11 protein-coding genes are annotated in these 12229 nt (G+C 62.0%); 3 read left to right on the forward strand and 8 right to left on the reverse strand.

What is annotated here, in order from left to right; translation table 11 throughout:
- The first annotated feature begins 126 nt into the window (after window positions 1-126).
- Window positions 127-2082, forward strand: coding sequence for an acetoacetate--CoA ligase (locus ACOYXG_RS14360; RefSeq protein ID WP_460352385.1), 1956 nt, complete (start codon window positions 127-129; stop codon window positions 2080-2082).
- Between the two features lie 111 nt (window positions 2083-2193).
- Here the strand turns inward: ACOYXG_RS14360 and ACOYXG_RS14365 are convergent, their stop codons facing one another.
- On the reverse strand, window positions 2194-3306 hold the full coding sequence (locus ACOYXG_RS14365) for a PilT/PilU family type 4a pilus ATPase (protein WP_460352387.1): 1113 nt from the start codon (window positions 3304-3306) through the stop codon (window positions 2194-2196).
- Window positions 3307-3439: 133 nt separating this feature from the next.
- Between ACOYXG_RS14365 and ACOYXG_RS14370 the strand changes: the two genes are divergently transcribed.
- Both ACOYXG_RS14370 and ACOYXG_RS14375 read left to right on the forward strand, forming a co-directional pair.
- Window positions 3440-5989 (forward strand): PAS domain-containing hybrid sensor histidine kinase/response regulator, encoded by a 2550-nt coding sequence (locus ACOYXG_RS14370; protein ID WP_460352389.1) that lies wholly within the window; start codon window positions 3440-3442, stop codon window positions 5987-5989.
- A 39-nt stretch (window positions 5990-6028) separates the two neighbouring features.
- Entirely contained in the window at window positions 6029-6304 is a 276-nt protein-coding gene (locus ACOYXG_RS14375; RefSeq protein ID WP_003225447.1) for a peptidylprolyl isomerase, read from the forward strand.
- Window positions 6305-6420: 116 nt separating this feature from the next.
- On the opposite strand, the gene ACOYXG_RS14380 is transcribed toward ACOYXG_RS14375, so the two are convergent.
- The 7 genes from ACOYXG_RS14380 to ACOYXG_RS14410 form a co-directional block, all read right to left on the reverse strand.
- The gene (locus ACOYXG_RS14380) at window positions 6421-7353 is read right to left on the reverse strand and encodes a sugar kinase (RefSeq protein WP_210557287.1); all 933 of its coding nucleotides are present in this window, start codon (window positions 7351-7353) and stop codon (window positions 6421-6423) included.
- Between the two features lie 130 nt (window positions 7354-7483).
- Window positions 7484-8698: an amino acid deaminase gene (locus tag ACOYXG_RS14385; RefSeq protein WP_460352392.1), complete on the reverse strand. Its 1215-nt coding sequence runs from the start codon at window positions 8696-8698 to the stop codon at window positions 7484-7486.
- 43 nt (window positions 8699-8741) lie between these two features.
- The gene (locus ACOYXG_RS14390; protein ID WP_027612656.1) at window positions 8742-9506 is read right to left on the reverse strand and encodes an IclR family transcriptional regulator; all 765 of its coding nucleotides are present in this window, start codon (window positions 9504-9506) and stop codon (window positions 8742-8744) included.
- A 146-nt stretch (window positions 9507-9652) separates the two neighbouring features.
- Window positions 9653-10042 carry a RidA family protein gene (locus tag ACOYXG_RS14395; RefSeq protein ID WP_003225452.1) on the reverse strand — a complete coding sequence of 130 codons (390 nt, stop codon included), beginning with the start codon at window positions 10040-10042 and terminating at the stop codon, window positions 9653-9655.
- A gap of 29 nt (window positions 10043-10071) precedes the next feature.
- Window positions 10072-10869, reverse strand: coding sequence for an amino acid ABC transporter ATP-binding protein (locus ACOYXG_RS14400; protein WP_007965123.1), 798 nt, complete (start codon window positions 10867-10869; stop codon window positions 10072-10074).
- The gene (locus ACOYXG_RS14405; RefSeq protein WP_007965124.1) at window positions 10866-11528 is read right to left on the reverse strand and encodes an amino acid ABC transporter permease; all 663 of its coding nucleotides are present in this window, start codon (window positions 11526-11528) and stop codon (window positions 10866-10868) included. Before ACOYXG_RS14405 ends, ACOYXG_RS14400 begins: the two co-directional genes overlap by 4 nt.
- 9 nt (window positions 11529-11537) lie before the next feature.
- Complete coding sequence (locus ACOYXG_RS14410) at window positions 11538-12200, reverse strand: amino acid ABC transporter permease (protein ID WP_003225455.1); 663 nt, start codon at window positions 12198-12200, stop codon at window positions 11538-11540.
- Window positions 12201-12229: the final 29 nt, after the last annotated feature.

The raw sequence follows: 12229 nt of genomic DNA on the forward strand, positions 1-12229 counted from the left end.
TGGGAGCGAGCCTGCTCGCGAAAGCGGTGTATCAGCCAACATCAATGTTGAATGTAATTCCGCTATCGCGAGCAGGCTCACTCCTACAAGTGATGTGTCATGAACAACACAACAAGAGGCAAACCAATGTCCGACCTCCTCTGGCAACCCGACGCCGAGCGTATCGCCCAATCGCGCATGGATCAGTTCCGCCGCGACATCAATCAGCGCCATGGCCTGGCGCTGAGCAGCTACACCGACCTGCACCGCTGGAGCGTGGAACAGCGCGAAGCGTTCTGGCAGGCGATCGTCGATTTCTTCGACATCCGCTTTCACACCCAGCCCGACGCCGTCCTGCGTGAAGGCGCGCAGATGCCCAGTGCCGAATGGTTTCCCGGCGCGACCCTGAACTTTGCAGAACACCTGCTGCGCCGTCGTGACCATGCCGTTGCAGTGATCGCCGTGGCGGAAAACGGTCAGCGCGAACAGCTGACCTGGGCCGAACTGGCCGAGCACGTCGCCGGTTTTCAGGCCAGCCTGCAAGCCGCCGGTGTCGGCCTCGGCGACCGCGTGGCCGCGTGCATGCCCAACACCTGGCAGACTCTGGTGGCGATGCTCGCGACCACCAGCCTCGGGGCGATCTGGTCGTGCTCGTCGCCGGACTTCGGCACCCACGGCGTGATCGACCGTTTCGGCCAGATCGAACCCAAAGTGTTGATCACCTGCGCCGGCTACCGTTACGCCGGCAAAGACATCGACCAGACCACCAAGATCAACGAAATCCTCGCGCAACTGCCATCGCTGCAGCAGTTGATCATCGTGCCCTACGCTCGCGCGCAGGCCCGTACCGAGGATTACCAAACCCACGCCAACGTGACGTTGTGGGACGAGTTCTACCAACCCGGCGGCGAACCGCGTTTTGTTCCGGTGCCGTTCAATCACCCGTTGTACGTGTTGTATTCCAGCGGCACCACCGGCGTGCCGAAATGCATCGTGCACAGCACCGGCGGCGTGCTGCTGCAGCATGCCAAGGAGCATGGGCTGCACGTCGATCTTGGCCCCGGTGACCGGTTGTTCTACTACACCACTTGCGGCTGGATGATGTGGAACTGGCTGGTCTCGGCCCTCGCGGTCGGCAGCGCGGTGGTGCTGTATGACGGCTCGCCGTTTCACCCGGGCCATGAGCGCTTGCTCGACCTGATCGACGACGAGCGCATCAGTGTGTTCGGCACTAGCCCCAAGTTTCTCGCGACACTGGAAAGCAGCGGTTTGAAGCCTGCGCACAGCCATGATCTGAGTAGCCTGAAGACCCTGCTCTGCACCGGCTCCGCGCTGTCGCCGCAGAGTTATGACTTCGTCTACCGCGACTTCAAGCGCGATGTGTGCCTGGCGTCGATGTCCGGCGGCACCGATGTGGTGTCGTGCTTCGTCAACGGTAATCCGCTGTCGGCGGTGCGCCGCGGCGAAATCATGGGCAAGAGCCTGGGCATGGCGGTTGAAGTGTGGAACGACGCCGGCGTTGCCGTGATCGGCGAAAAAGGCGAACTGGTCTGCACCCGACACTTCCCGGCGATGCCCGTCGGGCTGTGGCATGACCCTGACGGCGAAAAGCTGCGCAAATCCTATTTCAGCCTGTTCCCCGGTATCTGGGCCCAGGGCGACTACGCCGAGCAACTGCCCCACGGCGGGATGCTGATCCATGGCCGCTCCGACGCCGTGCTCAACCCCGGCGGCGTGCGCATCGGCACGGCGGAAATCTATCGTCAGGTCGAGAAGGTCCCGCAGGTGCTGGACAGCGTGGCGATCGGACAGCAATGGCAAGACGATGTGCGCGTAGTGCTGTTTGTCCGTCTGCAGGATGGCGTGACGCTGGATGACCACCTGCAACAGCAGATCCGCCAGGTGATCCGCGCCAACACCACGCCGCGCCATGTGCCGGCGAAGATCGTCGCGGTGACCGATATTCCGCGCACCATCAGCGGCAAGGTGGTGGAACTCGCGGTGCGCAATGTGGTGCATGGCGAGCCGGTGAAAAATACCGATGCGTTGGCCAATCCCGAGGCCTTGGAGCAGTTCCGCAATCGCCCGGAATTGTCGGACTGATCCCAATCCCTTGTGGGAGCGAGCTTGCTCGCGAAGGCAATCTGTCAGTCGATAACAATGTGACTGATACACCGCTTTCGCGAGCAAGCCCGCTCCCACAGGGGTGGGGTGTTAATCCATCAGGCCCCAATCGCCTGATGTTGTGGGTGCGGGCGCCGGGCCCGCCTCGGTGTGCAGTTTCAAACGCAGGCGCAGATTGTTCTGCGAATCGGCATGCTTGAGCGCTTCGTCCTCACTGATCACGCCCTCCACCACCAGCCCGTACAGCGCCGCGTCGAACGTCTGCATGCCGGCCTCGCCGGACTTCTCCATGATGCCTTTGAGTTCGCCCAACTCGTTGCGGCGGATCAGGTCGGCGATGGTCGGGGTGCCGAGCATCACTTCGACCGCCGCCCGCCGCTGACCGTCCACAGTGCGCACCAGCCGTTGCGAGACGAACGCCTTGAGATTGTTGCCCAGTGCATGCAGCAACTGCAGGCGGCGCTCTTCGGGGAACAGATTGACGATACGGTCCAGCGCCTGATTGGCGTTGTGCGCATGCAACGTCGACAGCACCAGATGCCCGGTGTCGGCGAACGTCAGCGCATGCTCCATGGTTTCGCGGTCGCGGATCTCACCGATCAGCACCACATCCGGGGCCTGGCGCAGGGTGTTTTTCAGCGCCGCATGGAAACTGCGGGTATCGACGCCGACTTCGCGTTGATTGATGATCGAGCGCTGGTGTCGATGGATATACTCCACCGGGTCTTCGATGGTGATGATATGCCCGCTGCTGTGGCGGTTGCGGTGATCGATCAGCGCGGCCAGCGAAGTGGATTTACCGGAGTCGGTGGCGCCAACGAACAGGATCAGCCCCTGTTTGAGCATCACCGTTTCCAGCAATACCGGCGGCAGTTTCAGGTCTTCGAAGCGCGGGATATCGAGTTTGACGTTGCGGATCACGATTGACACATCATTGCGTTGCTTGAAGACGTTCACCCGAAAACGCCCGATGCCCGTACGGGAAATCGCCAGGTTCATTTCCAGATCCCGATCGAACTCGCGCCGTTGCTCGGCGTCCATCAGGGAGTTGGCGATGGTCTCGACCTCGCCGGGCTTGAACGGCCGCTCGCTGAACGGCGTCAGCACGCCATCGATGCGCGCACTGGGTGGCGCTCCCGTGGACAGGAACAGGTCAGAGCCGTGCTGGCTCGACAGACGGAGCAACAGTGCATCGATTTCCATGGCAATAAGCACCCGCGAAGCATTCAATGAACAGAAATGACCCGCTGTCGTGACGTCACGGGTCATACAGCGTCTACCGCAAGTGCAAGAATAGTAGATGCCAACGCACTGACCGACGCTCAGGATAGATGTAATGAACGCAGCACCCTCCCCCGATGACGCCCAAGCCCTGATCGCCCGTACCGACTGGAGCCGCACGCCGTTGGGCGCTTCTGGCACCTGGCCGCAAAGCCTGCGCACCGCGGTGGACATCGTGATTCACTCGCCGATGCCGATGCTGCTGTTGTGGGGGCCGCAGCTCACGCAGATCTACAACAATGGCTTTGCGATGCTCGCCGGCAGCAAGCATCCACACGCTTTCGGACAGCCGGCGCACCTTATATGGCCGGAACTTCAGGACTTTACCGACCCGATTTATCGAGCCGTCCTACAAGGCCAGGTGCGCACCTACAGCGAGCGGCGATTTACCCTGCAACGCGGAGGCATAGAGTCCGACTTCTGGCTGGACCTGACCTACAGCCCCATCCGCGATGAAAACACGCAAGTGGCCGGGATCCTGGTGACGGCCATTGAAACCAACGAACGCCGGCGCATCGCCCTCGAACTGCAACGCCGCTCCGAAGAAAGTCTCAAGGCTCAGCGCGACACTGAAGAACGCCTGCAACTGGCGCTGGCCGCCACCGATGCGGTTGGCACCTGGGATTGGGACATCGGCGAAGACCGTTTCATTGCCGACGCCCATTTCGCCCAGTTGCACGGCATCGATCCGGCCCACGCCAGCCAGCTACCGATCAGTGACTACCTGCAAGGCGTGCACCCCGAAGACCGCGCGCTGATCGCCCGCAGCATCAAGCATTGCATCACCCACGGCACCGAGTACGCCGAGGAATATCGCCTGCTGAAAGCCGACGGCGAGCTGCGCTGGGTGTTTGCCCGGGGCCGCTGTTACAAGGATCACCACGGGCGACCGGTGCGTTTCCTCGGCGCCGCGCTGGATCTGACCGAACGCAAGCACACCGAGCAGGCGCTGCGCCAGAGCCAGACGGAATTGCAGCTGATCATCAATGCAATGCCGATCCTCATCAGCTATGTCGACCACGAAGAGCGCTTTCGCCTGAACAACGCGGCGTATCTGGACTGGTACGGCCTCACGCCGCAGGAACTGTATGGCCGCACCATTCGCGAAGTGATCGGCGAAGAAGCCTACTTCCTGCGCGCGCCCTATATTGCCGAGGCCCTGGCCGGGCGGCCCTGCTCGTTCAGCCTGTATACCCCGCATCGCGACGGCAGCAACCGCCATGCGCTGATGAATTACCTCCCGCGCCACGGCGCCGACGGCTCAGTCAACGGTTTTTATATTTTCGTGATCGACGAATCCGAACGGAAGAAGACCGAAGAAGCCCTGCGCAATCTCAATGAAACCCTCGAAGAGCGGGTCAGCGCCCGCACCGAACAACTGGCTCAGGCCAATCAGCGTCTGCAGAACGAGATGTTCGAACGTGAGCGCGCCGAAGATGCGTTGCGCCATGCGCAGAAAATGGAAGCGGTCGGCCAGCTCACCGGCGGTATCGCCCACGACTTCAACAACATGCTCACTGGAATCATCGGCAGCCTCGACCTGATGCAGCGCTACATCGCCGACGGCCGCGCCGATGAAATCGGCCGTTTCACCGAAGCGGCGGTGTCGTCGGCAAACCGAGCGGCGGCGCTGACCCATCGGCTGCTGGCGTTCTCGCGTCGGCAGTCGCTGGACCGCAAGACTCTCAACGTCAACGAACTGATTCATTCGCTGGAGGATTTGATCCGCCGCACCAAGGGCGACCCGATCGAACTCACGCTGCGCCTGGCCGACGATGTCTGGCCGATCAGCACCGACGTCAGCCAACTGGAAAATGCTTTGCTCAACCTGGTGATCAACGCCCGCGACGCCATGCCCGATGGCGGCGAGTTGCTGATCGAAACCGCTAATGTCTACCTCGACGGCAACGACATCACCACCCTCGAACCGGTCAAGGCCGGCGACTACCTGATGCTGGCGGTCAGCGACAACGGCACCGGCATGACGCCGTCGGTGCGCGCCAAGGCGTTCGATCCGTTCTTCACCACCAAACCGATCGGCCAGGGCACCGGGCTCGGACTGTCGATGATTTATGGCTTCGCCCAGCAGTCGGGCGGGCATGTCAGCCTCGACAGTCTGCCGAATCAGGGCACCTGTGTGCGCTTGTACTTGCCGCGCCTGAACCTGCTGGAGCCGGAACGGCCAGTTGTGGAAACCCTCGGTGCAGCGCCGACGGCCACTTGCGGGGAAACCGTGGTGGTGGTTGAGGATGACCCGGCGGTGCGCATGCTGGTGCTCGATCTGCTCAAGGAGCTGGGTTACCTCGCCCACGAAGCCGCCGACGCCAGCGCCGCCCTGCCGCTGCTGGAATCGGAGCTGCGTGTGGATCTGCTGGTGACCGACGTTGGTCTACCGGGGATGAATGGCCGGCAACTGGCGGAAATCGCCCGCCAGCATCGTCCGGGGCTGAAGGTGCTGTTCATGACCGGTTACGCGCAGAAAGCCGCCGAGCGTCAGGGCTTTCTCGAGGATGGCATGGACATGGTGGCCAAGCCGTTTTCGATTGAAGTGCTGGCCAACAAGATCCGCGAGATGATCAACCAAACGCCGTCACTTGAGGCATAATCCCGCGCCCCGCCGTCACCCCGTTACAGGTATCGCACGATGAAAGCCCAAGCCCGCCACATTCTGGTGAAAACCGCCGAAGAGGCCGAACAACTCAAGCAACGCATTGCCAAGGGCGAAGCGTTCGATGTGCTGGCGAAGAAATACTCGACCTGCCCGTCCGGCAAACGCGGCGGTGATCTGGGTGAAGTGCGGCCGGGGCAGATGGTCGGCGCGATCGATGCGGTGATTTTCAAGAAGCCGCTGCGCACGGTGCATGGGCCGATCAAGAGCAAGTTCGGCTATCACCTGGTGCAGGTGTTTTTCCGCGATTAAGTGCTTTGCTTTCGGGCCTCTTCGCGAGCAAGCTCGCTCCCACAGTCTGGAATGCGGTCCCCTGTGGGAGCGGGCTTGCCCGCGAACCGATTGCGCAGCAAGCGGCCATCCACCGCTTACCTGGGAATCAACGCCCCCGGCACCTGAATCACCCGACTCGCCAGCCAATGCCCCGCCTGCGCCGCCTCGACCGGACTGCCACCCAGCAAACGCCTGGCCAGATACGCCGCACTGAACGAATCCCCCGCTGCCGTCGTATCCACCACCTTCTCGACCTGCTGCGCCGGCACTTCGAACGCCTCATCATCGCAGCGAATCAGACACGCCTCGGCGCCACGCTTGAGCACCACTTCCGGCGTGCCGATCTGCGCGTACGCCTCGAACACCGCGTCGCAATCGGCAAAATGGAACAGCGCCTGTTCGTCATCCACGGTCAACAACGCCAGATCGACATGCGGCAACACGCTGCGATAGGCCGCCCGCGCCTCTTCCTGTGACGCCCACAAGCGTGGCCGATAATTGTTGTCGAAGACGATCCGCGCATCGCGCTGGCGGGCTTCGATCAGGGTCTGGATCAAGCGCTCGCGCCCCTTCGCACCTAACACTGCGAGGGTGATGCCGCTGAAATACAGCACATCGTAGTCCGGCAGCGCCGCCAGAATCGGCTCCGCCGCCGGGGTGGTGAAGCAATCGCGCACCGCCGCTTCATTGCGCCAGTAGAGGAAACGCCGCTCGCCGTTGGCGTCGGTCTGGATGCAGTACAGGCCGGGCAAGCGACCGGGCAGACGCTGCACGAGATCCAGGCCAATGCCTTCATCGGCCCAACTCTGGCACATGGCATCGCTGAAGCTGTCGTCGCCGAGCGCGGTGACGTAATCGACCTGGGCTTTGTCGCCGAGGGCGCGGGACAGGTACACCGCGGTGTTCAAGGTATCGCCGCCGAAGCTTTGCTGCAGGCTGCCGTCGGCGCGGTGCTGGAGTTCGATCATGCACTCGCCGATCAGGGCGATGCGCGGGGTGTTCGGGCCCAGGGGGCTGAGGCTGGTCATTGGGAGGTGTCTCTGGATAATCATCGGTGTTTGGGCGGCCCTCATCGCGAGCAGGCTCACTCCTACAATTGGAATGCGTTCCCCTGTAGGAGTGAGCCTGCTCGCGATGGGCGCGACTCGGTCTGAAACCTTAGAAGCAGGTCTCCATGCTCTCGACCACCGCCAACTGCTCATCCACCAGCAACCCCACCCGCCACTTGTCGAACGTCAGGCACGGGTGCGAGGTGCCGAAGGAAATGATGTCGCCCACCCGCAACTCAACCCCCGGCGCCACGCTCATGAACGCATGCTGGTCCATCACCGCCGTCACCTTGCACGCGCCAACGTCATCGCCGACCGCCGGCACCACACCGGCCTTGTACCGCAACAACGGCACCGGCAGTCCGGCATCGAACGCCACGTCGCGCTTGCCGAGAGCGATCACCGCAAAACCCGGCTCCGGCAGCGATTGCACGTGGGCCCAAACCTCTAGCGCCGGGCGCAATCCTTCGTGCAGATCGCTACGACGATCCAGCACGCAACACTGCGCTTCCTTGTAGATGCCATGATCGTGGGCGACATAACTGCCCGGGCGCAGCACGCTGAGGAAGCGTCCGCTGGCGTTCTGCGCTTCGAACGACTCGGCGATCAGGTCGTACCACGCCGAACCCGAGGCGGTGATGATCGGCTTGGCAATGGCAAACGCGCCGCTGTCCTGCAACTGCACCGCCAGGCGCACAAGCGACGCGGCGAATTCACGAATGCCGCTAACCGCGTGATCGCCATGGATCACCCCTTCGTAACCCTCGATGCCGGTCAGAGCCAGCGCCGGTTGCGCGTTGATCGCCTGGGCCAGCGCGATGACTTCCTGCTCGCTGCGGCAACCGCAGCGGCCACCGACCACGCCGTACTCGATCATCACATTCAACTTCACTCCGCGCGAGGCGAAGTAGGCGCCGAGATCGGCGACGTTGTCCGGGTGATCGACCATGCAGTAGAAATCGAAATCGGCATCGGCCAGCAGATCGGCAATCAGTGCCATGTTCGGCGTGCCGACCAGTTGGTTGGCCATCAACACCCGGCGCACGCCGTGGGCGTATGCGGCGCGGGTCTGGGTGGCGCTGGCGAGGGTGATGCCCCACGCGCCGGCGTCGAGCTGACGCTGGAACAGCGCCGGGGTCATGCTGGTCTTGCCGTGGGGCGCGAGCTCGGCGCCGCTGTCGCTGACGAACTTCTGCATCCAGCGAATGTTGTGCTCCAGCGCCTCGCGGTGCAACACCAGCGCCGGCAGGCTGACGTCGCGCACAAGGTGCGCGCCAACGGCAGCGTCGCCCTTTTCCACAGCGGTATTGATGGCAGTCGTCATGGTCAAACTCCTCGCATTCAGTCGCGGCCGCAAACAGCCGCGGTTATTCGTTGATGCGCCGGGCGAGGCTGTTGGCGCTCTCGATCAGCACCCGGCGATAGTCGTCGTAATTGTTCTTCGCATCGGCCCGTGGGGCGACGATGCACAGGGTGCAAATGGCCACGCCGCTGGGGTCTTTGACCGGCGCGGCGAAGCAATGGGTGAAGGTGTCGGCCACGCTGTCGAACGAGAAGAATCCGTCGATGCCGGCCTGGCGGATCTCCGCCAGAAAGCGTTCCAGCGGCAGGCGCTCGCCGTCGGGCAGGATGTAGTCGTCCTCGTCGATCAGGTCGATGATCTGCTGGTCGCTCAAATGCGCCAGCAGCAAGCGCCCGGACGCAGTCCACGGGATCGGCGCGTTTTCGCCGATGTCGGACGAAATGCGGAAATGCCGCTCGCCCTCCTTCATCAGCGCCACCGTGTATTTGCGCCCGTTGAGCAGGCACATTTGCGCAGTTTCCCGGGTCTGGCTGACGATTTCCTGCAAGGCGTGATCGGCCTCGCGGCTGAGGTCAAAATGGCGCAGATGCGCCTGCCCGAGGAAATACAACTGACGTCCGAGATAGACGTGACCGTCCTTGCCCACCGGCTCCAGAATCCGTCGTTCCAGCAGCGACGCCACCAGTTCGTAGACCGTGGATTTCGGGCTGCCGATACCGTTGGCGATGTCGTTCGGACGCAGCGGCTGGCCGATCTCCTTGAGGAAGTCGAGGATATCGAACGCCCGATCCAGACCACGGGCCCGGCGTTTGATGGTGTCTTCGGTCATGTTTTCAGTTCCCAATGAAAGTGCCGGGAGTTTACCGAGACTACTGCGGCGCTTGGTAGGCCGCTTTCGCGAGCAGGCTCGCTCCCACAGGGGATTGCATTTCAAATGTGGGAGCGAGCCTGCTCGCGAAGAAGTCAGCACAGATTTCAGGGTTTCTTCTTGTACGCGATGCAATCGATCTCGACCTTGCAATCGACCATCATGCTCGCCTGCACACAGGCCCGTGCCGGGGCGTGTTCAGGTTTGAAGTACTCCCCGAAAACCTTATTGAAACTGCTGAAATCCCGTGGATCGTCCAGCCATACGCCGGCCCGCACCACATCTTCCAGGCCATAACCGGCCTCTTCGAGAATCGCGATCAGGTTTTTCATGGTCTGGTGGGTCTGCTCGACGATACCACCAACGATGATCTCGCCATCCACCGCCGGCACCTGGCCGGACACGTGCAGCCAGCCATCCGCTTCAACCGCGCGCGCAAAGGGGCGTGGCTGACCGCCAGCGGCGGTGCTGCCGGTGCCGTATCGAGTAATGCTCATGGGTACTTCTCCTGATTACAAAGCAAAAATTAGAACCGCGTGCTCTTGAGAAACTCAGCCAGACGCGGCGATTGCGGGCGTTCGAACAGTTCCTTGGGCGGCCCCTGCTCTTCGATTCGCCCCTGATTCATGAACACGATCTTGTCCGAGACCTCGAAGGCGAAACGCATCTCGTGGGTCACCAGCAACATGGTCATGCCGTCTTCAGCCAGGCCCTTGATCACGTTCAGCACTTCACCGACCAGCTCCGGGTCGAGGGCCGAGGTGACTTCGTCGAACAGCATCAGGCTGGGGTTCATCGCAATCGCCCGGGCAATCGCCACACGCTGTTGCTGACCACCGGACAACTGCCCGGGAAAGTGATTGCGCCGCTCCAGCAGGCCGACCCGCTCCAGCCATTTTTCGGCCAGCACCACGGCTTGGTCCTTGTGCATTTTCTTAACCTTGAGCAGACCGAGGGTGACGTTCTGCAAGGCTGTCAGGTGCGGAAACAGGTTGAATTGCTGGAAGGCCATGCCGGTCATGGCGCGATGGCGGGCGATGACTTTTTCCGCATGACGCACACGTTTACCGCCGACCTCGTCATAGCCGATGGACTCGCCGTCGAGCAGGATCTGCCCGCCCTGGAACTCTTCAAGCATGTTCACGCAGCGCAGCAAGGTGGTCTTACCCGAACCGCTGGAGCCGATCAGCGTCACGACGTTGCCGCGCTGCATGCTCAAGTCGACGCCCTTGAGCACTTCGACTGCGCCGTACTGCTTGTGCAGGCCACGGATGTCCAGCAGCGGCTGACCGTTCTGAACGTTGGAAACTTGAGCTTGAGTCATGGCAGGGCCACCCGCTTTTCAATATGCCGGCCGAGTAATTCGATGCCGTAGTTGATGACGAAGAACAGAAAACCGGCGAACAGGTAGAACTCCAGAGTCATGAAGGTCCGGGCGATGATCTGTTGGGTGCTGAGCAGCAATTCGGCGACACCGATCACCGAGAGCAAGGTCGAGGCCTTGACGATTTCGGTGGACGAGTTGACCCAGGTCGGCAGGATCTGCCGCAACGCCTGGGGCAACAGCACGTAACCGAGAGACTGATAAAACGTCAGGCCGATCGCCTTGCTCGCTTCCATCTGTCCACGCGGCAATGCCTGCAAGGCACCGCGCACAATCTCGGCAACGTGCGAGCCGCAAAACAGCGTCAGGCCCAGCGCACCGGCCTGAAACGCGCTGATCTGCCAGCCCAGCGCCGGCGCCATGTAGAAGCAGGCCAGCACCAATACAAACACCGGCGTGCCGCGAATAATGTCGACATAAAAGCGGAACGGCGCGCGCATCCAGAACTTGCCGTAAGTCAGCACCAGACCGGTGACAACCCCGAGCAGCGTGCCGAACAGAATCGCCAATGCCGACACCTGCACACTGGTCAGGAAGCCTTGCAGCAACGTCTCGCGTGCCACCCACAATTCATGCAACCAACTGGGAGATTCGTACATCGCAGCCTCCTATCGGCGGATCGCCAGACGCTGCTCGAGGTAACGCAGCAGCATGGCAATGAGGTAACAGGCCGCGACATACAACGCCGTGGTCACCAGCCAGGTTTCGATCACCCGGTAGCTCTCGACGTTGATCTTGCGCGCGTAATAGGTCAGCTCCGGCACCGCAATCGCGGCGGCCAGCGAAGTGTCCTTGAACAGCGAGATGAAGTTGTTCGACAGCGCCGGCAACACGTTGCGCAGCATCACCGGCACGGTGACATAGGCCTTGACCTGCCACTCACCGAGACCGATCGCCAGCCCGGCTTCACGCTGGCCTTTGGGAATGCTCAGCAAGCCGCCACGGAACACTTCGGTCAGATAGGCACCGGCATACAGCGACAGCGTGATGATGAACGAGGGGATCTTGTCCAGACGAATGCCCAGGCTCGGCAAGGCAAAGTAGATCAACAGAATCAACACCAGAATCGGCGTGTTACGCACCACCGTGACGTACACCGAGGCCAGCACCCGCAAGGCGCGATGCTTCGAGAGCAAGGCAAACGCCATCAGCAGGCCGATCACGCAGCCGATGGCGATCGACACCAGCGCCAGTTCAAGACCCAGACCGAGCCCCGCCAGCAAGGTGTCGAAATCGCGCCACACGGCAGCAAAGTTCAACTGATAGTTCATGGTCAGCAGTACCTTGAGCGGGGCGCGTG

The organism is Pseudomonas sp. G3-39, assembly GCF_054790485.1.

Coding starts and splice junctions, on each gene's coding strand:
- ACOYXG_RS14380 (WP_210557287.1), bottom strand. CDS start 7,353: ATGACCAGCCTCAGCCCCCTGGGCCCGAACACCCCGCGCATCGCCCTG.
- ACOYXG_RS14395 (WP_003225452.1), bottom strand. CDS start 10,042: ATGAGCATTACTCGATACGGCACCGGCAGCACCGCCGCTGGCGGTCAG.
- ACOYXG_RS14365 (WP_460352387.1), bottom strand. CDS start 3,306: ATGGAAATCGATGCACTGTTGCTCCGTCTGTCGAGCCAGCACGGCTCT.
- ACOYXG_RS14390 (WP_027612656.1), bottom strand. CDS start 9,506: ATGACCGAAGACACCATCAAACGCCGGGCCCGTGGTCTGGATCGGGCG.
- ACOYXG_RS14410 (WP_003225455.1), bottom strand. CDS start 12,200: ATGAACTATCAGTTGAACTTTGCTGCCGTGTGGCGCGATTTCGACACC.
- ACOYXG_RS14405 (WP_007965124.1), bottom strand. CDS start 11,528: ATGTACGAATCTCCCAGTTGGTTGCATGAATTGTGGGTGGCACGCGAG.
- ACOYXG_RS14370 (WP_460352389.1), top strand. CDS start 3,440: ATGAACGCAGCACCCTCCCCCGATGACGCCCAAGCCCTGATCGCCCGT.
- ACOYXG_RS14400 (WP_007965123.1), bottom strand. CDS start 10,869: ATGACTCAAGCTCAAGTTTCCAACGTTCAGAACGGTCAGCCGCTGCTG.
- ACOYXG_RS14385 (WP_460352392.1), bottom strand. CDS start 8,698: ATGACGACTGCCATCAATACCGCTGTGGAAAAGGGCGACGCTGCCGTT.
- ACOYXG_RS14360 (WP_460352385.1), top strand. CDS start 127: ATGTCCGACCTCCTCTGGCAACCCGACGCCGAGCGTATCGCCCAATCG.
- ACOYXG_RS14375 (WP_003225447.1), top strand. CDS start 6,029: ATGAAAGCCCAAGCCCGCCACATTCTGGTGAAAACCGCCGAAGAGGCC.